This is a genomic window from Streptomyces sp. NPDC111507, assembly GCF_055638955.1.
The window spans coordinates 637,077-656,121 of record NZ_JBVKBU010000005.1 but is presented as its reverse complement, the minus strand read 5'-3'; the positions used below and the strand labels follow the sequence as shown (position 1 = coordinate 656,121).

General features: G+C 69.3%; 18 protein-coding genes and 1 pseudogene. 10 read left to right on the top strand and 9 right to left on the bottom strand.

Annotated features, from left to right (window positions below; translation table 11 throughout):
• The coding region (locus tag ACZ7M2_RS24175; protein ID WP_471597028.1) for an FAD-dependent oxidoreductase at window positions 1-899 on the bottom strand (899 nt) is incomplete at its 3' end.
• Window positions 900-1,186: 287 nt separating this feature from the next.
• Here ACZ7M2_RS24175 and ACZ7M2_RS24170 point away from each other — a divergent pair.
• Entirely contained in the window at window positions 1,187-1,384 is a 198-nt protein-coding gene (locus tag ACZ7M2_RS24170) for a hypothetical protein (protein ID WP_471597001.1), read from the top strand.
• A gap of 125 nt (window positions 1,385-1,509) precedes the next feature.
• Here ACZ7M2_RS24170 and ACZ7M2_RS24165 read toward each other — a convergent pair whose 3' ends face one another.
• Window positions 1,510-2,406 (bottom strand): RNA polymerase sigma-70 factor, encoded by an 897-nt coding sequence (locus tag ACZ7M2_RS24165; protein WP_471597027.1) that lies wholly within the window; start codon window positions 2,404-2,406, stop codon window positions 1,510-1,512.
• A 431-nt stretch (window positions 2,407-2,837) separates the two neighbouring features.
• Between ACZ7M2_RS24165 and ACZ7M2_RS24160 the strand changes: the two genes are divergently transcribed.
• A complete protein-coding gene (locus tag ACZ7M2_RS24160; RefSeq protein ID WP_471597000.1) occupies window positions 2,838-3,389 on the top strand; it encodes a DUF5134 domain-containing protein in 552 nt (183 codons plus the stop codon).
• A 75-nt stretch (window positions 3,390-3,464) separates the two neighbouring features.
• On the opposite strand, the gene ACZ7M2_RS24155 is transcribed toward ACZ7M2_RS24160, so the two are convergent.
• Entirely contained in the window at window positions 3,465-4,208 is a 744-nt protein-coding gene (locus ACZ7M2_RS24155) for a PIG-L deacetylase family protein (RefSeq protein WP_471596999.1), read from the bottom strand.
• 112 nt (window positions 4,209-4,320) lie between these two features.
• Window positions 4,321-4,521: pseudogene (locus ACZ7M2_RS24150) on the bottom strand (carboxymuconolactone decarboxylase family protein); the annotation flags it as partial.
• Between the two features lie 447 nt (window positions 4,522-4,968).
• On the opposite strand from ACZ7M2_RS24150, the gene ACZ7M2_RS24145 reads away from it, so the two are divergent.
• Window positions 4,969-5,469 (top strand): SRPBCC family protein, encoded by a 501-nt coding sequence (locus ACZ7M2_RS24145; protein ID WP_471596998.1) that lies wholly within the window; start codon window positions 4,969-4,971, stop codon window positions 5,467-5,469.
• A 77-nt stretch (window positions 5,470-5,546) separates the two neighbouring features.
• Here ACZ7M2_RS24145 and ACZ7M2_RS24140 read toward each other — a convergent pair whose 3' ends face one another.
• Window positions 5,547-7,196, bottom strand: coding sequence for an FAD-dependent oxidoreductase (locus ACZ7M2_RS24140; protein WP_471596997.1), 1,650 nt, complete (start codon window positions 7,194-7,196; stop codon window positions 5,547-5,549).
• A 254-nt stretch (window positions 7,197-7,450) separates the two neighbouring features.
• Here ACZ7M2_RS24140 and ACZ7M2_RS24135 point away from each other — a divergent pair, with 254 nt between their 5' ends.
• The 7 genes from ACZ7M2_RS24135 to ACZ7M2_RS24105 all read left to right on the top strand — a co-directional run bounded on the left by ACZ7M2_RS24135 (window position 7,451) and on the right by ACZ7M2_RS24105 (window position 12,776).
• A complete protein-coding gene (locus ACZ7M2_RS24135; RefSeq protein ID WP_471596996.1) occupies window positions 7,451-8,572 on the top strand; it encodes a SchA/CurD-like domain-containing protein in 1,122 nt (373 codons plus the stop codon).
• Between the two features lie 69 nt (window positions 8,573-8,641).
• The gene (locus ACZ7M2_RS24130) at window positions 8,642-9,124 is read left to right on the top strand and encodes a cupin domain-containing protein (protein WP_352049951.1); all 483 of its coding nucleotides are present in this window, start codon (window positions 8,642-8,644) and stop codon (window positions 9,122-9,124) included.
• The gene (locus ACZ7M2_RS24125; RefSeq protein ID WP_471596995.1) at window positions 9,121-10,389 is read left to right on the top strand and encodes a beta-ketoacyl-[acyl-carrier-protein] synthase family protein; all 1,269 of its coding nucleotides are present in this window, start codon (window positions 9,121-9,123) and stop codon (window positions 10,387-10,389) included. The genes ACZ7M2_RS24130 and ACZ7M2_RS24125 overlap by 4 nt, the downstream gene beginning before the upstream one ends.
• A complete protein-coding gene (locus ACZ7M2_RS24120; protein WP_471596994.1) occupies window positions 10,386-11,651 on the top strand; it encodes a ketosynthase chain-length factor in 1,266 nt (421 codons plus the stop codon). Before ACZ7M2_RS24125 ends, ACZ7M2_RS24120 begins: the two co-directional genes overlap by 4 nt.
• Window positions 11,652-11,677: 26 nt before the next feature.
• Window positions 11,678-11,938 carry a phosphopantetheine-binding protein gene (locus tag ACZ7M2_RS24115; RefSeq protein ID WP_471596993.1) on the top strand — a complete coding sequence of 87 codons (261 nt, stop codon included), beginning with the start codon at window positions 11,678-11,680 and terminating at the stop codon, window positions 11,936-11,938.
• A 2-nt stretch (window positions 11,939-11,940) separates the two neighbouring features.
• A complete protein-coding gene (locus ACZ7M2_RS24110) occupies window positions 11,941-12,417 on the top strand; it encodes an SRPBCC family protein (protein ID WP_352049947.1) in 477 nt (158 codons plus the stop codon).
• Window positions 12,418-12,443: 26 nt separating this feature from the next.
• Complete coding sequence (locus ACZ7M2_RS24105; protein WP_054232638.1) at window positions 12,444-12,776, top strand: TcmI family type II polyketide cyclase; 333 nt, start codon at window positions 12,444-12,446, stop codon at window positions 12,774-12,776.
• A gap of 94 nt (window positions 12,777-12,870) precedes the next feature.
• Here the strand turns inward: ACZ7M2_RS24105 and ACZ7M2_RS24100 are convergent, their stop codons facing one another.
• The 4 genes from ACZ7M2_RS24100 to ACZ7M2_RS24085 all read right to left on the bottom strand — a co-directional run bounded on the left by ACZ7M2_RS24100 (window position 12,871) and on the right by ACZ7M2_RS24085 (window position 18,832).
• The gene (locus ACZ7M2_RS24100; RefSeq protein ID WP_471596992.1) at window positions 12,871-13,926 is read right to left on the bottom strand and encodes a methyltransferase; all 1,056 of its coding nucleotides are present in this window, start codon (window positions 13,924-13,926) and stop codon (window positions 12,871-12,873) included.
• A gap of 48 nt (window positions 13,927-13,974) precedes the next feature.
• The gene (locus ACZ7M2_RS24095; RefSeq protein WP_471596991.1) at window positions 13,975-15,039 is read right to left on the bottom strand and encodes a right-handed parallel beta-helix repeat-containing protein; all 1,065 of its coding nucleotides are present in this window, start codon (window positions 15,037-15,039) and stop codon (window positions 13,975-13,977) included.
• A 187-nt stretch (window positions 15,040-15,226) separates the two neighbouring features.
• On the bottom strand, window positions 15,227-17,446 hold the full coding sequence (locus tag ACZ7M2_RS24090; RefSeq protein WP_471596990.1) for an NADP-dependent isocitrate dehydrogenase: 2,220 nt from the start codon (window positions 17,444-17,446) through the stop codon (window positions 15,227-15,229).
• 300 nt (window positions 17,447-17,746) lie between these two features.
• On the bottom strand, window positions 17,747-18,832 hold the full coding sequence (locus ACZ7M2_RS24085; RefSeq protein WP_352049943.1) for a mechanosensitive ion channel family protein: 1,086 nt from the start codon (window positions 18,830-18,832) through the stop codon (window positions 17,747-17,749).
• Window positions 18,833-19,045 lie beyond the last annotated feature (213 nt).

The following is a 19,045-nucleotide window of genomic DNA, read 5'->3' as shown; positions in this document are numbered from 1 at the left end:
AGCCACACGCCGCCCTTGGGCGTGCCGCGCCCTTCCTTGATCTCCGTGTAGGAGGCCAGGGCCACGCGGTCGCGGGTGGACAGCTCCATGCGCGCGGGGTCGTAGCGGTTCATGAACCGTTCCCCGAGCGCGTTGCGCAGGATCCCGCCCTCACCCCGGGCGGCCTCGCTGACGAGGGTGCCGGCCGCGTTCTCCGGCTCGATGATCCCGGAGGGATGGAACTGCACCAGCTCGGCGTCGCGCAGACGGGCCCCGGCCTCCACCGCCAGACGGAAGGAATCGCCCGTGTTCTCGTCGCGCCGCGAGGAGGTACGCCGCCAGATGCGGGTGTGGCCGCCCGCGGCGAGAATGACCGCGTCCGCGTGGATCAGATAGCGCTTCCCGCTCGCGAGGTCGAACCCGTAGGCGCCGAAAACGGCACCGTCGTGGACCAGAAGCCGGGTGATGTAGACACCGTCGAGCACCGGAACATTCAGCTGCTCCGCGCGCCGGATCAGCGTGCGCTGGATCTCCAGACCGGTGTAGTCGCCGGCGAACGCGGTCCGCCGGAACTTGTGCGCGCCGAAGAAGCGCTGGGAGATCCGGCCGTCCTCTTCCCTGGCGAAGGCCATGCCGTAGCGGTCCAGGTCGTCGATGCCCCGAGCGGCGCCCTGGGTGACGATCTCCACGGTGCGGGGATCGGCCAGCAGGTAGCTTTCCTTGAGGGTGTCGGCGGCGTGCTGCTGCCAGCTGTCCTCGGGATCCATGGTGGCCAGGGCCGCGTTGATTCCGCCGGCGGCGAGCGCGGTATGGGCGTCCTCCTTGGGACGCTTGCCGACCGCCAGGACGTCGACGCCGGCCTCGGCCAGCTCGATCGCCGCTCGCAGCCCGGCTCCTCCGGTGCCGATCACCAGCACCATGGTGGAAATACGTTGTTCGGTGATAGCCACGGTTTACTCCGATCGCCAAGGTTGTCACTGACTACGACCGGGCCGCCGAAGTATCTGTGACACGCTCGGCGCCATCGGGGTTGCCACGGCAGTACGCGGTCCACAGGCACGTCCGAGTCACATCGAAGAGGTCGCCCATCAGAACGCGCGGCGGCTGTCACAACACCGTGGGTCCCTTGGTCATATCTCCAGCCAGAAAACGGTACGCCGCAAGTCGGCCGAGCGCTGATCAGCTCCGTCGGGCGAAAGAGGAGGAGATGACCTACGTCATTGCGGAGCCCTGCGTCGACGTCAAGGACAGGGCCTCCACGCGGCAGGGCGACCCCTTGGTCGTCGATGGCGATCACCGTCTGGTCGTTCAGCTGCCACCGCAGAGTTCGCACAAGAAGGACATCGCCCTCTTCAGCGTTCGCAAAGAAGAGGCCGCCGACGCCGACCTGTGGTTTCCCTCCTGACGAGCCGCCCGTCCCGCTCCGGTGACCGCCTGCAGTCGCTGGGAAGGCAGCGTGATGGTGGTCGGCGTTCCCTGCTCGCGCGGGGGCACAGCGAGTCTGCCTCGTCGTGCGATCGCCGAGTTGCCTCAGCTGTCCAGCGAGGCCACGTAGGGTGCCAGTTTCGCCGGATTCAGGACCCACATGATGCGTTCGATGCCTCGCTCCGACACATCGACGGACAGCAGAGCCACGCTGTTTCCATCGGCTGAGACAAGAACGGCCGGCCTGCCGTTGGCCTCCACCCAGCGAACGTCTCTCTGGGGCCAGAAACGTGGGGCGAAGGCGGCGAGGTACTTGGAGACATGAGAACGTCCGACGACCGGAATCCTGGATGCTCCGCGGATCCCTCCGCCGTCGCTGTAGCTGACCACGTCCGCGGTGAGAACGTCCTCGAGGACCGACAGGTCGCCGGTCTGCGCCGCGGAGAGGAACACCTCCAGCAGCCGCCGGTGAGCGACAGGACTCACGGGCTCCCTGCGTTCCGCCGCCAGACGTTTCCGGGCGCGGCTCACCAGCTGGCGCGTATTGGCTTCGCTCGTCTCCAGCATGTCCGCGATCCGCTTGTACGGGTAGTCGAAGGCCTCTCGCAGAACGTAGGCAGCCCGTTCCACAGGGTTCAGTCGCTCCATGAGGTGAAGAACCGCCAGGTCGAGCGCCTCCGCTCGTTCCGCACCCAACTGCGGATCCACGTGTGTGTCGACCGGCTCCGGCAGCCATGGCCCGACGTACGACTCACGTCGCTTCGGTGCCGACTGGGCCAGGTTGATCGCCAGCCGGGAAGTGACCGTGGCCAGAAACGCGGTCGGCTCCGAGATGTCGGCACGGTTGGTGTTCTGCCAGCGCAGCCACGCATCCTGGACGATGTCCTCGGCTTCCACGACACTCCCGAGCACGCGATACGCGATGCCGAAGAGGTGGGGACGCGCCTCCATGAATTCCCTCGTTGCCTGGTCGAGAGAGTCTGCGTCATCCCGGGCGCGCATAAAGGTCCTCCAGAAGTGCAGCACCATGCTACAAGGCGCCGGAGCGGTGCGCGCCCCCTCTGGAGGATCTTGAGCGATGCGAGAGCGGCTGCCGACCTCCGGCGATGGTCACGGCTGCCGTGCGCAGCGGCGATCACCTCACGCAGGTCCCCCCGCGCCGCCGCGTTGGACCCGATGGTGTGACACCGCTCGACAACCTTCGTCCGCCGAGCGGTCCTCCCGAGGGTCGGATACGGTCTCTCATGTCACAGATCCAACTCCGCCGCACCGCCACTCGGCCGGGCAAGCTCATCCTCGAACCGGTCGATGAGGAGGAACTGGAGAAGCGGGCCCACCTGCGGGCCCCGCGACCCACCGACTGACCTGCCGCCTGCTGGCACAGGCCGGTTCGGAACGGAGCCCGTGGGCTCCGTAGGAGGGCGCGATCCGGCATGAGCGCCACTGATGTCGTGTGCTGCATGCTGACAGCGCTGTTCACGGCCGGGGCCGTCCACGCGCTGCGGTGTGGCCTGCTTTCGCGGAGTTCAGGCTGGCGCAACCGAGGCGACCACCTTTTGCACACCGTCATGGCCGTGGCGATGGCGGTGCTGCCGTGGAACGGGGGCGGCATGCTGCCGGAGGCGCAGACAACCTTCTTCGCAGCCGCCGCACTGTGGTTCCCGCTGACCGCCGTCAGCCGGCACCGGCAGTTCGAACTGACCGATGTCACGCGGAGGTTGCCGTACGCGGCAGGCATGGCCGCAATGGCCTGGATGACGCACCTCGGCCACTCCACGGGGTCGATGGCCGGCGACGTGGTCACCGGAGTGCTGGCGCTGTACCTCCTCGCGTGCGCTCTGCGGTCATTGACCCGGGACATGCCCATGCTGCGCAGAGCTTCGGGCACCGCGGACAGCTCCACCGGCATCCGGGCGCCGTACACCCACTTCTGGCACGGATCGATGGCCCTGGGCACGGTCATCATGCTGCTCATGCACCACTGACCACCGTGTGACCATCTGACAGCAACGTGTGCCACGGCGGGCGGAACGGTGCCAATGTGTCACGGTCGGACACGCTCAGCGGCTGAACAATTCGAAGACGACGGCCGGTTTCCCACCGAACCGCGCACTGTGCGCGCCGGTGCTGTCCCTCAGGAAGCGGCGCGCGTACGTCTCGGGATCCTCGTCGCTCAGTGCCTCGATGTACGTACGATGCTGAAGCAGCGACTGCACTGCCTGTTCGAAGCCTCGGTCCGCACGTACCGCGTGGGTGGGGTTCGGGGAGTTGGCGACGGCGACCCATCGCACGCCGTTCCAGGGCCGTAGCTCCTGCTCGGCCAGTTCCGGGAAGATCCAGCGGTTGCCCGCGTCCGCCGCCGCGTCGAGGACGGCGCGCCCGACGGCCACGTGATCCGGGGTGTTCCAGACACCCGCACCCCAGGTCGCATGGTGGTTCAGTGTGATCAGCAACTCGGGCCGGTGACGGCGGATGGCAGCGGCGATGTCGCGGCGCAGGGAGATGCCGTACTCGATGGTGCCGTCCCGGTGGTCGAGGAACTCCACTACGGAGACCCCGACGGCCGCGGCACTGGAACGCTGCTCGCTTTCCCTCAGCGGTCCGGCCTCGGCCGGTGACAGGGTGTCGATGCCCGCCTCGCCGCGAGTGGCGAGGACGTACGCTATCTCACGGCCGTCCTGGATCCAGGACGCGACAGCGGCCGAGCACCCGTACTCGAGATCATCGGGATGGGCCACCACGGCCAGCGCACGTTGCCAGTCGGTCGGCATCGGCCGCAGTTGCGCGAGAGGCGATTCGGTCACAGCGCCTGCTTTCATGTGTTGTTCCCGTGGTCGTGCGAAAGCCGAGATCGGACGAGCTCGAGACGTTGACGAGGGAACCCGAGGAGTCGCACAGGTGGGTGGTGGCGGGCCGTCAGCCGAACTGGCCGGGCTGGTAGTCGCCGGCCGGCTGCTGGACGATGACGTTCACACGGTTGTAGGCGTTGATGACGGCGATGCGGGTGCCCTGCTCGGCCGGCTTCAGCGCGGCGCGCTCGGCATCGGTGAACACCTCGGCCTCCCGCCAGGCCGCGACCAGGTGGAGACGCTGCGGGGTCTCCCCGGCGTGCGTGGCCGAAGAAGGTGTGGCGCGGTTCCACGGCGATCTCCTCGCGGTGTTGTGGATACACACCTATTGACCGGGGGCACCGAAGATGTGTGACAGCGCGCCCATGTGGCCTGAGCCTCATCCATCGCCGTGCCACCGCGGTGCGCATGCCACTGACCTCGGAGATCAGCCAGAGCCGGGCCGCGTCCGCCTCGCTCCGGGCCGACTCGTAGATCGCCGGCGATCCGGCCACTGAGTGCGGCACCGCTGGTGATGGTGGTGACGCTGCTTCACAGCCGCGGCACCTCCTCGTGGACGGCCCGCAGTTGTTCGCGTGCGTAGGGGCGAGCCCGCAGCGGTTGGACATGTCTTCCGGGGAGCGGCGCCGGGGGAGGGTGTGTGCTTCCGTACGCCGTGTGACGTGGGGCTTCGCGCCCTCACGGTACCGTCGCGGGCGCCCGCACACTGCTGTTCATGGAACTGCATCGTTATCGGTTCAGAAGCGTGTGGGACTTCGCTCGACCGCCGGACGAGGTGTTCGCGGTGCTGCGGGTGGTCGACGACTGGCCCCTGTGGTGGCCCGGAGTGCGGCGGGCGCGCCGTGTCGATGAGCAGTCAGGGGCGTTCCTGTTGCGCTCGCTGCTGCCGTTCGACCTCGACCTCACCATCACCGGCGCGTTCGAGGACACGGAGTCGAGAGTGTTGCGAGGGGTGGTCGGCGGGGACCTGGAGGGTGTGTCGGGGTGGAGCGTGCGCCCGCATGGGACCGGCAGCCGGGCGGTCCTCGAGCAGGACATGGTGGCGCGCAAGGCACTCATCCGCCGGCTCGAGGTGCCTTTTCGCCCGCTGTTCAGCGCCAACCACTATCTCCTGACGTACCGGGGACACCGTGGTCTGAAGGCATGGCTGGACGGCGGTCAGGAGGCTCACCGCGCACGCGAGGACGACCGGCGGTCGGGTACCCGTTCCGAGTGAGACCCTCGGCTCACCCGGAACGGGTAGCAGCGCGTTGCGCCGACGCGGACGTCGGGAACACGGTGTGAACGGAGCTGTCAGCCCCGGTCCAGGATCGCCGTGAGGGCCTCCCGCAGTGCCGTCCCGGGGCTCGCTGACGGGCCCTCGGAGCGCCAGGCGACGAATCCGTCGGGGCGGACCAGCACCGCTCCGTCCTCGGTGACGCCGTGCACCTCCGCCCAGTCCGTGTCGCTCGCGGGCGAAAGCTCCGCGTCGGCGCCGCTGCCGATCCGGTACGCGTCGAGCGGGACGGACAGCTTCTGGGCGACTTCCTTCGCCGCGCTGTGCCACTTGTCCGACGAGGTCAGGAACACCATGGACCGCTCGTACAGGTCGAGGGTGGAGACCCGGGTGCCGGCGCGGTTCAGCCACATGTGCGGTGCCCGGCTGCCGGGCTCGCCGGTCAGGCGCAGGCCGTCGGGGACGATCGGTGCCGACTGGTCGGCACCCAGGACCGCGCCGCGCGGATAGCGGTAGGCCAGCGCCACGTTGAGGATGCCGCCCTTCTTGCCGCCGGGACCGGCGGCTCCCGGAGCGGGGATGTACCCGGGGTGGCTGTGCTCGACCGAACGCGAGGAGGCGCGGGCGCTGGTCGCCTCCGCGACCGGGCGGCGCTCGGCGTCGTAGGACTTCAGCAGTCCGGGGCCCGCCCAGCCGCCCAGCACCGCGGCCAGTTTCCAGGCGAGGTTGTGCCCGTCCTGGATTCCGGTGTTGGAGCCGAACGCACCGGTGGGGGACATCTCGTGGGCCGAGTCGCCGGCCAGGAACACCCTGCCGTCCGAGTAGCGCTCGGCGACCCGCTCGGCGGCGTGCCAGGCGGCCCTGCCGGTGATCCGCACATCGAGATCGGCCACGCCCACGGCGCGTCGGATGTGGTCCGCGCACCGCTCGTCGGTGAACTCCTCCAGGGTTTCGCCGTGTTCGGGGTGCCAGGGCGCGTGGAAGACCCAGTGCTCCTGGTTGTCGACCGGCAGGAGCGCCCCGTCGGCCTCCGGGTTGGTCAGATAGCAGACGATGAAGCGTCGGTCGCCGACGACGTCCGCGAGGCCCCGGGAGGTGAACGTGACGCTCACGTTGTGGAACAGGTCGCCCGGTCCGCTCTGCCCGATGGCGAGCCGCTCGCGGATCGGGCTGCGCGGGCCGTCCGCCGCGACCAGGTAGTCCGCGCGGACGGTGCTGTGCTCGCCCGTCTCCCGGCTCTTGAGCTGCGCGGTGATCCCGTGCGCGTCCTGTTCGAACGACAGCATCTCGGTGGAGAAGCGCAGGTCTCCGCCCAGTTCCCGGGCGCTCTTCAGGAGCACCGGCTCCAGGTCGTTCTGGCTGCACAGGCACCACGCGCCGGGGCTGAAGCGGGCGAGCCCGCCGCCCGGGTCGATCTCCTTGAACAGCCACTCACCGGCGTCGCCCACCAGTGTCGGCGTCTGCATGATGCCGTGGTTCTCCGCCAGAACCGAAGCGGCCTCCTCGATGCGTCGCTGCACCCCAGCCACCCGGAACAGCTCCATCGTGCGCACGTTGTTGCCGCGCCCACGCGGATGGATCGAGGTGCCCGAATGGCGTTCGACCAGCAGGTGCGGCACACCGAGCCGGCCCAAAAACAGCGAGGTGGACAGGCCCACCAGGGAGCCGCCGACGATGAGGACCGGCGTGTGCTGACCGACCTCGCCGGCCTCTTTCAATCGGTTCATTGATTGCCTCCAGCGTCACCCGCGAGGTGAGTCAGGGATGGGATGCCGGCCGCTTTGAACGGCCATCAGTTTCCATGCCCTGTGCGGAGAGGATCGCGCGCTCCGGGCACCCGGATGGCACACAGTTCACTCGTCCGCACCGGCGGGCTCGCGCGCCTCGGGGGGCGCGTCAACGATCGGCACATGGCGACCCCGGCCTTTGGGACACGGCGGTCGTTCCTGACCTTCCGTGAAGAAGAGAAGAGGTGTGCCGGATGACTACTTCGGGACGTATATCGCAATCGGCCTTCGACGGCTCCAGGCTTCGGGTGATCCTGCTGCTTGACCTGTACGAAGGTGCTCAGGAACAGTTCCTCGACGCCTACGAGCACATGCGCAATCAGGTCGCGTCCGTTCCCGGACACATCAGCGACCAGCTGTGCCAGTCGATCGAGAACCCCTCGCAGTGGCTCATCACCAGCGAATGGGAGAGCGCCCCGCCCTTCCTCGCCTGGGTGAACAGCGAGGAGCACGTCGAGACGGTCCGGCCGATGCACAACTGCGTCCGGGACACCCGCTCGATGCGCTACAGCATCCTTCGGGAGACCAGCCCCGCCCAGCCGCACGGCCAGAAGTCGGCCAAGGCGGGTATGCAGGTCGAGGCCCGGGTGGGCGAAGGTGTGGCACGCCATGCCCTCACCTTCACCGTCAAGCCGGGTACCGAGTCGAAGGTCGCGGAGATCCTCGCCGGATACGAGTCCCCCCAGGCCCAGGTCGACGACACCACGCGGCTGCGGCGCACCTCCCTCTTCATGCACGGCAACCGAGTCGTGCGAGCGGTGGAGGTGGAGGGCGACCTCATGGCGGCACTGCGTCACGTCGCCCGTCAGCCCGAGGTACGGGCGGTCGAGGAGGCCATCAACCCGTACCTGGAGCAGGACCGGGACCTGAGGGACCCCGACTCGGCGCGGGTCTTCTTCACCCGGGCCGCGCTCCCTGCCGTGCACCACGTGGTGTCCGGCGGCAAGGCACCCGCGGACCTGCGCCGCCACGCGCTCTACTACCCGGCCAAGCACGGCTGCGGCATGGAGCTGGCCAGGTTGCTCGCCCACCAGGACGAGGCCGCGGCGGAGGACCCGAAGAGCCCGGTGTACGGGAGCACGGTCTTCCAGCGGGACGACATCGTGGTGCGTCTCATCGACGTGACGGGCGAGCTTGACGCGGACCCCGTCGCCTCGCTCGGAGTCAAGGGCGCGAAGAAGGCCGCGGAGCTGGAGCGTCTCCTCGACGGTGCCGCGATCGGCGTCGAGGGCTCCCTGGAGACGGAACGCAACATCAACCGCCTCCTGTCGCACGTCGACATGATGCCCGTCACCGACCGCTCGGCGGATTCCTGACAGAGGGCCGCGGCTCCGTCCGCGGCCCTCCCTCCCCGGACGTCACTGCCCCACCCGGAGGTATCAAGCATGTTCAAGAAGCATCCACGCATCGTGGACCTGAGCGAGACGGAACCCAACCGCAGGCGCGGAGGCGACATCCGCGCCATGCTCACGCCCGCCACTGCGGGGTCCACCAGCGGCTTCATGGGCCTGGCCCTCATCCAGCCCGGCGAGCGCATCGGTGAGCACTACCACCCGTACTCCGAGGAGTTCGTGTACGTCGTCAACGGCGCCCTCGAAGTGGACCTGGACGGCGACAGCTTCGCCCTGCGGCCCGATCAGGGTCTGCTGATCCCGATCAACATGCGGCACCGCTTCCGCAACGTCGGCGACACGGAAGCCCGCATGGTCTTCCACCTGGGCCCGCTCGCTCCGCGTCCGAGCCTCGGCCACGTCGACACGGAGGTGACCGACGACACCGCGCCCGGCCCCGAGTTCGCCACCGCCGGGGCGGACCTGTCCGCGCCGGACCACGGACAGCCGTCCGAGCGAAGTGAGGCCATAAAGTGACCCGGCGGGTGGCCGTCACCGGTATCGGTGTGGTCGCTCCGGGCGGCACCGGGGCGACGGCGTTCTGGGACCTGCTGTCCAACGGCCGCACCGCGACCCGCGGCATCTCGCTGTTCGACCCGGCGGGCCTGCGTTCCCGCATAGCCGCCGAATGCGACTTCGACCCGCTCGCGCACGGCCTCGACCCGGAGCTGAGTGAGCACGCCGACCGGTACATCCAGTTCGCCGTGGTCGCGGCCGGGGAAGCCGTCCGCGACTCCGGACTCGACACCGGCAAGGAGGACCCCTGGCGGGTCGCGGTCTCCCTGGGCAGCGCCGTCGGCGGCACCACCCGCCTGGAACACGACTACGTCCGGGTCAGCGAACGGGGCCGGCGGTGGGACGTGGACCACCACGCGGCCGACCCGCAGCTGCACCTGGCGTTCTCGCCCAGCACGCTGGCCTCGGTCGTCGCCGAGAAGTTCGGTGCCCAGGGACCGGTGCAGACCGTCTCCACCGGCTGCACCTCCGGACTCGACGCGGTCGGCTACGCCTTCCACACCATCGAGGAGGGCCGGGCGGACGTCTGCATAGCCGGGGCGTCGGACTCTCCGATATCCCCGATCACCATGGCCTGCTTCGACGCCATCAAGGCCACCTCACCCGACAACGACGACCCCGAGCACGCCTCCCGGCCCTTCGACGTCCACCGCAACGGCTTCGTGATGGGCGAGGGCGGCGCGGTACTGGTCCTGGAGGAGTACGAGCACGCACGAGCGCGCGGTGCGCACATCTACTGCGAGATAAGCGGCTACGCCACCTACGGCAACGCCTACCACATGACCGGTCTGACCAGCGAGGGGCTGGAGATGGCCCGAGCGATCGACACCACGCTCGACCAGGCCCGCCTCGACCCCACCCTGATCGACTACGTCAACGCGCACGGCTCGGGCACCCGGCAGAACGACCGGCACGAGACCGCCGCGGTCAAGCGGTCCCTGGGCGAGCACGCCTACAAGACGCCCATGAGCTCCATCAAGTCCATGGTGGGGCACTCGCTGGGCGCGATCGGCGCGATAGAGGTCGTCGCTTGCGTCCTCGCCCTGAAGCACCAAGTGGTGCCGCCCACGGCGAACTACGAAACTCCCGACCCCGAGTGCGACCTGGACTACGTGCCGCGCACCGCACGCCCGCGGAAGCTGAACAACGTGCTCTCCGTGGGCAGCGGATTCGGCGGATTCCAGTCCGCGGTGCTCCTGACCGGGCCGGGTGGGAGGACCCGATGAGCACACAGCGCACTCAGCGCACTCAGCGCCCCCGGCGCGCGGCCATCACCGGCATCGGTGTGATCGCGCCCAACGGACTGCGTGCCGACGCGTACTGGAAGTCCGTCAGAGAAGGCCTCGTCGTCCTGGACCGGATCACCCGCGAGGGATGCGAGCACCTGCCGCTCCGTATCGCGGGCGAGGTCCGGGCCTTCGACGCCGCGGCCCTCATCGAGGAGCGGTTCCTCGTCCAGACGGACCGCTTCAGCCACTTCGCGATGGCAGCGACCGTGCTCGCCCTCGACGACGCCGGCCTCGGCCACGGTGATCCCGCGGACCCGTACGACATCGGCGTGATCACCGCTGCCGGATCAGGTGGCGGCGAGTTCGGACAGCGGGAGCTCCAGAAGCTGTGGGGCCAGGGATCCCGGTACGTGGGCCCGTACCAGTCCATCGCCTGGTTCTACGCCGCCAGCACCGGCCAGATCTCCATCCGGGGCGGCTTCAAGGGACCGTGTGGAGTGGTCGCGAGCGACGAGGCGGGCGGCCTGGACTCCATCGCGCTCGCCGCCCGGGGTGTACGGCGCGGCACCGGCGCGGTGGTCGTCGGATCCGCGGAGGCCCCCCTCGCCCCGTACTCGATGGTGTGCCAGCTCGGATACCCCGAGATCAGCACCGCCGAGGATCCCGGTCAGGCCTATCGGCCCTTCACCGCGGGAGCGTGCGGTTTCGCTCCCGCGGAGGGGGGAGCCATGCTCGTCGTGGAGGACGGGGCCCGCGCCCGTGAGCGCGGGGCGGCCGTCCGGGCCACCGTGGCCGGACATGGGGCCACGTTCACCGGAGCCTCCCGCTGGGAGCGGTCCAGAGAGGGTCTCGCCCACGCGATCCGTGGCGCCCTCGACGAGGCCGGCTGCGCTCCGGAGGAGATCGACGTCGTGTTCGCCGACGCCCTGGGTGTTCCGGAGGCGGACCGCGCCGAAGCCCTGGCCATCGCCGACGCCCTCGGCAAGCACGGCACCCGGGTCCCTGTCACGGCGCCCAAGACGGGCATCGGGCGGGCCTACTGCGGGGCACCCGTGCTGGACACCGCGGCCGCGGTGCTCGCCATGGAGAACGGTCAGGTACCCCCCACCCCCAACGTGTTCGACATCTGCCACGACCTCGACCTGGTGATGTCGAGCGCTCGCCCCGCCGAGCTGCACACGGCCCTGGTCCTCAGCAGGGGACTGATGGGCTCCAACGCGGCGCTGGTAGTGCGCCGCGGCGGCGACTTCGCCCGATAGGACCGGGCGGGAAGGAGAACAGATCCATGATCACCACCGAAGTGACCCTCATCGAACTGGCCTCGCTGATGAAGAAGGCGGCCGGAGTCTCCGTCGACCCCGGGGACCTGGAGAAGTCGTCCGACTCCCCGTTCGGCACCCTCGGCCTCGACTCCCTCGGCCTGCTCGGCATCGTCGGTGAGCTGGAGAACCGGTACAGCCAGCCGCTGCCGTCCGACGCCGAGCGCTGCAAGACCCCCCGTGAGTTCCTCGACCTCGTCAACAACACCCTCAAGTCTGGAGCCTGAAAGTGGCAGGACACACCGAGAACAGCATCACCATCGACGCCCCTCTCGACCTCGTCTGGGACATGACCAACGACATCGAGAACTGGCCGCAGCTCTTCAGCGAGTACGCGTCCCTGGAGGTGCTCTCCCGCGACGGCGACACGACGAAGTTCCGCCTGACCATGCACCCGGACGAGAACGGCAAGGTCTGGAGCTGGGTCTCGGAGCGGACCGTGGACCGTGTCAGGCGGACGGTCCGCGCCCGCCGGGTCGAGACGGGCCCCTTCGACCACATGAACATCCGGTGGGAGTACGAGGAGACCCCCGAGGGCACCCACATGCACTGGGTGCAGGACTTCGCGATGAAGCCCGAGGCCCCGGTCGACGACGCCTGGATGACGGACAACATCAACCGCAACTCCCGCGTCCAGATGGAGCTCATCCGGGACCGGATCGAGAAGGCCGCCCGCGACCGTCAGAACGCGCCGATGCCCGGCTGACCGCCGGAGCTCAGGAAGGACATCCGATGCACCACGCCCTCATCGTCGCGCGCATGGCGCCCGACTCGGCCCCGGCGATCGCCGATGTGTTCGCCGCCTCGGACCGCGGTGAACTCCCGCACCTGATCGGCGTCAAGCGCCGCAGCCTCTTCCAGTTCGGTGATGTGTACATGCACCTCATCGAAGCCGACAAGGACCCGGCGCCCGCCATCGCGAAGGTGGTCGGGCACCCCGAGTTCCGGAGCGTCAGCGAGCAGCTGTCGGCGTACGTCAGCGCGTACGACCCGCAGACGTGGCGCAGCCCCAAGGACGCCATGGCCCAGTGTTTCTACCGCTGGGAGCGGGACGCCGTCTCCTGAGGCGAACGCCCGGACACAACCCGAGGCCGCCGACCCCGCGATGGACGCGGAGCCGGCGGCCTCGGGTTTTTCCCGGTGCGCCGGGAAGGCCGGATCAGCTGGGGATCGTGCACTCGAAGGCGTGCAGATACGCGTTGACCGGCCGGAACTCGTCGATGACGAGCCCCGCGTCCGTCAGCCGGTCGACCATGCTCTGCCGGGTGTGCTTCGCACCACCGACATTGAGGAGCAGCAGCAGGTCCATGGCCGTGGTGAACCGCATCGACGGGGTGTCGTCCACGAGGTTCTCGATGACGACGACGCGGGCACCGGGCCGCGCCGCCTTGCGGATGTTGGCCAGCGCCCTGCGGGTGCTGTCGTCGTCCCACTCCAGGATGTTCTTGATGATGTACAGGTCCGCCTGGACCGGGATGTCCTCACGGCAGTCCCCGGCCACGACGCGCACCCGCTCGGCCAGCGGACCGCCGCCGCGCAGCCGGGGATCGGCGTTCTCCACCACTCCCGGCAGGTCGAGCAGCGTGCCGTGCATCCCGGGGTGCTTCTCCAGGAGGCTGACCAGGACCTGGCCCTGACCGCCGCCGATGTCCGCGACCGAGGACACGCCGCGCAGATCGAGAAGGTTCGCCACGTCCCGCGCCGACTGCTCGCTCGACGTCGTCATGGCCCGGTTGAACACGTACGCCGACTCCGGGGCCTCTTCGTTGAGGTAGTCGAAGAACTCCCGCTCGTACACGTCCTCGAAGACGTTCCGGCCGGAGCGCACCGCCTCGTCGAGCTTCGGCCAGACGTTCCACGTCCACGGCTCGGTGCACCACAGGGCGATGTAGCGGAGGCTGTGCGGGTCGTCCTCGCGCAGCAGCCGCGACATCTCCGTGTGCGCGAAGGTGCCGTCCGGGAGTTCGGTGAAGACCCCCTGGCAGGACAGCGCGCGCAGCAGCCGCCGCAGGGTCTTCGGCTGGGCCTTCACCGTCGCCGCCAGGTCCTCCACGCGCAGGGGCGTGTCGCCCAGCGCGTCCGCCACGCCGAGGCGGGCGGCCGCGCGTACGGCGGCGGCGCACGCCGCTCCGAAGGCGAGCTCCCGCAGCCGCATGGACGGCGGCGGGGGAGCCGGATCGACCGTGGTCGGGGGAGCCGGATCAACAGTGGTCATGGTGGTGCCTCGCTTCTGGGGTCGTGCTGGTGGGGGGAGGGGGAGAGGTCAGCACAGTCCGGCGGGCTCGGAGTGTGCGCAGGTGTTGCGGTGGAAGGTGTTGCCCTTGCCCTTGACGCGGTCGCGGTTGGCGAGGTCGGCCTTGCCGTTGCGCTGCACGACGTTGTCGCGGATCTCGTTGCGCTCGTTGACGGCGCCCACGAAGCTCTTGTAGAGCACGATGCCGCCGGACAGCGGGGAGGTGCCCACGTTGTCCTCGACCCTGTTCTCCGCCACCAGTGTCTTCTCGGCGCCGGTGAGGACGATCCCGGAGCCTTGCAGGAAGGGCAGACGGGGGGTCTTGGGGCAGTACTTGTTGTTGGCGTGGACGTAGTTGCGGATCACGCTCAGCGCCCCGACGCGCGGCTTGTTCTCGTCGCCCACGACGAACACCGCGGCGCAGTTGCCGGTGGCCTCGTTGTGATCGACGGTCAGGTTCCGCAGCCGCCGGACCGTGATGCCGATCCGGTTGCCGGCCAGACGGTTGTGACTGACGACCGTCCCCAGGGTGTCCCGGGCGCCCTCCTCGGTGCTGACCGTGTTGGACAGGAACAGTCCGGCGTCGCCGTTGTTCTGGGCGAGGTTGTCGCGGAACACCCCGCGGACGGAGCGCTCCTGGGCGATGCCCCACTGGCCGTTCTTCTCGGCGACCACTCCCTGGACCGTCAGCCGGTCGGTGCCCGACGCCCACAGCCCGTGCTTCTTGAAGCCTCTGAGGGTCAGTGACCTGACGGTGACGCCCTTGACGCGCTTGCTGTCCGTTCCGGTGACACAGATGCCGTTGCCGGCCTTGGCGCAGCTGTCGGCGGAGGCCTTGCCCGGCACGATGACGGTGGAACGGGCACCGGAGCCGCGCAACGTCAGGTTGGCCACCGTCACGCGGACGCTCTCGTGGTAGGTGCCGGGGGAGAGGACGACGGTGTCGCCCGGGTGTGCGGAATTCACGGCCTTCTGGATCGACTCGCCGGGGTGGACCCGGTGCACCGAACGGTGGTCGGCGGACGGGGCGGCACCGAGCACCGACGCCGTGACGGCCGCGGTGCAGGCGAGGTAGGCCATTTGTCGTTTCGTCATAGGCCGAAGCTAAAAGCGGGTGTTCCGGCCCGCCACCGCTGATCACCCAGGTGGACCGCCGATGTCACCTGCCTGCGCGCGTAAGGGTGAGCCGTCGGAGGCGGCGGCGTCGGCGGACACGCGACCGCCCCGGCCGGAGAACCCGGCCGGGGCGGTGCGGTGGTGACGCGTGGGCGCCGACGGTGTGTCAGGCGAGGGTCGCGAGCGTCGCGTTCCAGGTGGCCGAGGGGCGCATGACGGTCGCGGCCTTGGCCGGGTCGGGCTGGTAGTAGCCGCCGATGTCGGCGGGCTTGCCCTGGACCGCGAGCAGCTCGTCGACGATCGTGCGCTCCTGCGCGGTCAGCGTCTCGGCGAGCGGGGCGAACGCCTTGGCGAGGTCCGCGTCGTCGGTCTGCTTGGCCAACTCCTGCGCCCAGTACAGGCCCAGGTAGAAGTGGCTGCCGCGGTTGTCGATGCCGCCGACGCGACGGGTCGGCGACTTGTCCTCGTTGAGGAAGGTCGCCGTCGCGCGGTCGAGGGTGTCGGCGAGCACCTGGGCGCGCGCGTTGCCCGTGCTCTGCGCGAGGTGCTCGAAGCTGGCCGCGAGGGCGAAGAACTCGCCCAGGCTGTCCCAGCGCAGGTAGTTCTCCTTGACCAGCTGCTGGACGTGCTTCGGGGCGGAGCCGCCGGCACCCGTCTCGAAGAGGCCGCCACCCGCCATCAGCGGAACCACCGAGAGCATCTTGGCGCTGGTGCCCAGCTCCAGGATCGGGAACAGGTCGGTCAGGTAGTCACGCAGGACGTTGCCGGTGACCGAGATGGTGTTCAGGCCCTTGCGGATGCGCTCCAGGGAGAACTTCGTCGCCTCGACCGGGGACAGGATCTTGATCTCCAGGCCCTCGGTGTCGTGCTCCGGCAGGTACGCGTTGACCTTCTCGATCAGCTGGGTGTCGTGGGCGCGGGTCTCGTCCAGCCAGAACACCGCCGGGTCGCCGGTGGCGCGGGCGCGGGTGACGGCCAGCTTCACCCAGTCCTTGATCGGGTCGTCCTTGGTCTGGCAGGCGCGGAAGATGTCGCCCGCGCCGACGGCCTGCTCCAGGACCACGTTGCCGGCCTGGTCGACGAGGCGGACCGTGCCGGTGGTGGGGATCTCGAAGGTCTTGTCGTGGCTGCCGTACTCCTCGGCCTTCTGGGCCATCAGACCGACGTTCGGCACCGAGCCCATGGTGGACGGGTCGAAGGCGCCGTGGGCGCGGCAGTCGTCGATGACGACCTGGTAGACGCCGGAGTAGCTGCTGTCCGGGAGGACGGCGAGGGTGTCGGCCTCCTGGCCGTCCGGGCCCCACATGTGGCCGGAGGTGCGGATCATCGCCGGCATGGAGGCGTCGACGATCACGTCGGAGGGGACGTGCAGGTTGGTGATGCCCTTGTCCGAGTCGACCATCGCGAGGGCCGGGCCCTCGGCGAGCTCGGCGTCGAAGGACGCCTTGATCTCGGCGCCCTCGGGCAGCGCCTCCAGGCCCTTGAAGATGCCGCCCAGACCGTCGTTCGGGGTCAGGCCGGCGGTGGCGAACGTCTCGCCGTACTTCGCGAACGTCTTGGGGAAGAAGGCGCGCACGACGTGGCCGAAGACGATCGGGTCGGAGACCTTCATCATCGTGGCCTTGAGGTGCACGGAGAACAGCACGTCCTCGGCCTTGGCACGGGCGATCTGCGCCGTGAGGAACTCGCGCAGCGGCGCGACGTGCATGACGGACGCGTCGACGACCTCGCCCGCGAGGACGGGTACGGACTCGCGCAGCACGGTGGTGGAGCCGTCGTCGCCCGCCAGCTCGATGCGCAGCGAGCCCGCCTCGGAGATCACCGTGGACTTCTCGGTGGAGCGGAAGTCGTCGGCGCCCATGGTGGCGACGTTGGTCTTGGACTCGGGGGTCCAGGCGCCCATGCGGTGCGGGTGGGTCTTGGCGTAGTTCTTGACCGACGCGGGGGCGCGGCGGTCGGAGTTGCCCTCGCGCAGGACCGGGTTCACGGCGGAGCCCTTGACCTTGTCGTAACGGGCGCGGATGTCGCGCTCCTCGTCCGACTTCGGGTCGTCCGGGTAGGCCGGGAGGGCGTAGCCCTGCTCCTGGAGCTCGGCGATCGCGGCCTTCAGCTGCGGGATCGAGGCCGAGACGTTCGGCAGCTTGATGATGTTGGCCTCGGGCGTCTTGGCCAGGTCACCGAGCTCGGCGAGGGCGTCGGGAACGCGCTGACCCTCCTCGAGGAACTCGGGGAAGAGCGCGAGGATGCGCCCGGCCAGCGAGATGTCACGGGTCTCCACAGTGACACCCGCCTGCGAGGCGTACGCCTGGACCACCGGCAGGAACGAATACGTCGCCAGGGCCGGGGCCTCGTCAGTGTGCGTGTAAATGATGGTCGAGTCAGTCACCGGGTGCTCCGCTCCACGTCTGCAACATTGCTCGACATCAAGATATCTCGTGAGCGACCCCGACTCGACAGGGGTCCGCCCGCCATCGCCGTGAACAAGAAGTGGCGCGCCGCCGGCACCCGCCCTCGACGCCCTCCCAGGCCCCCACGGGCCGCGCCGGCCGACGCCACCGCGACCCGCGCATGGCCGAAAAGTTGCGGGTCACCCCGGCGCGCCCACTGCCGGAGCACGCCCGGGTGACTGTCCGTCGCGAGGTGCGCCACCGAGTGTCACCGGGGTGGGTCTTGCCCTGGGCCGGTTCTACCTTCCCGACGTGGCCTCGCGCTGGTGCGGTATGCCCGCCTCCAGCAGCTCGGCCCCGCCCGGCTGCAGCGCCACCGTACGCGTGGGTGCCGGAATCCGGATGCCCTCCTCCCGGTACCGCTTGTGCAGGCGCTTGATGAACTCGTGCTTGATCCGGTACTGGTCGCTGAACTCCCCGACGCCCAGGATGACGCTGAAGCTGATGCGGGAGTCGCCGAAGGTGTGGAAGCGGACGGCGGGCTCGTGGTCCGGGACGGCGCCGGTGATCTCGGTCATCGTCTCGGTGACGACCTCGGTGGTCACGCGCTCGACGTGCTCCAGGTCGCTGTCGTAGCCGACGCCGACCTGGACGATGAGGGTCATCTGCTGCTCGGGGCGGTTGAAGTTGGTCATATTGGTGCCCGCGAGCTGGCCGTTGGGGATGATGACCAGGTTGTTGGAGAGCTGACGGACCGTCGTGTTGCGCCAGTTGATGTCGACGACGTAGCCCTCCTCGCCGCTGCTGAGCCGTATGTAATCGCCGGGCTGGACGGTCTTCGAGGCGAGGATGTGGACGCCCGCGAAGAGGTTGGCGAGGGTGTCCTGAAGGGCGAGCGCCACCGCGAGACCGCCCACGCCCAGGGCCGTGAGCAGCGGGGCTATGGAGATGCCCAGCGTCTGCAGCATGACGAGGAAGCCCATCGCCAGCACCACGACCCGGGTGATGTTGACGAAGATGGTGGCCGAACCCGCGACACCCGAGCGGGACTGGGCCAGCGACCGGACGAGACCGGTGATGACCCGGGCCGCGGTCAGGGTCGCGACGAAGATGAGGACGACGGTCAGGACCTTGTTGACGTTGCGTCCGACCGGAGCCGTCAGCGGAAGCACCGCGCCCGCCGCCGAGACACCCGCGGCGATCGCCCCCCAGGGGACGAGCGTACGCAGCGCGTCGACGATGAAGTCGTCACCGCTCCACCGGGTGCGCGAGGCGTGCTTGCCGAGCCAGCGCAGCAGTATGCGCAGCAGGAACGCGGCCAGCAGACCCGCCACCACGGGAATCCCGGCCATCATCAGGTCGTCCAGTGTGAGGGAGTGTTTCACCGGCCGCCTCCCGTGTGACGGAGGGGAAGGCCCGCGGGCCGGATGTGCTGTGTCGTCACTTGCCACCTGCTCGAATCCGGGAATGCACGATCACGCCCGGACGCGTGTGCGTCTTCGGGGGCGACCTCTCATCCTGCCGTACTCGCGGGTACGTCCGTTACCGCGACCACACGCTTCCGGCACACCTGCCGACCACGCCTGCCGACATCCCTG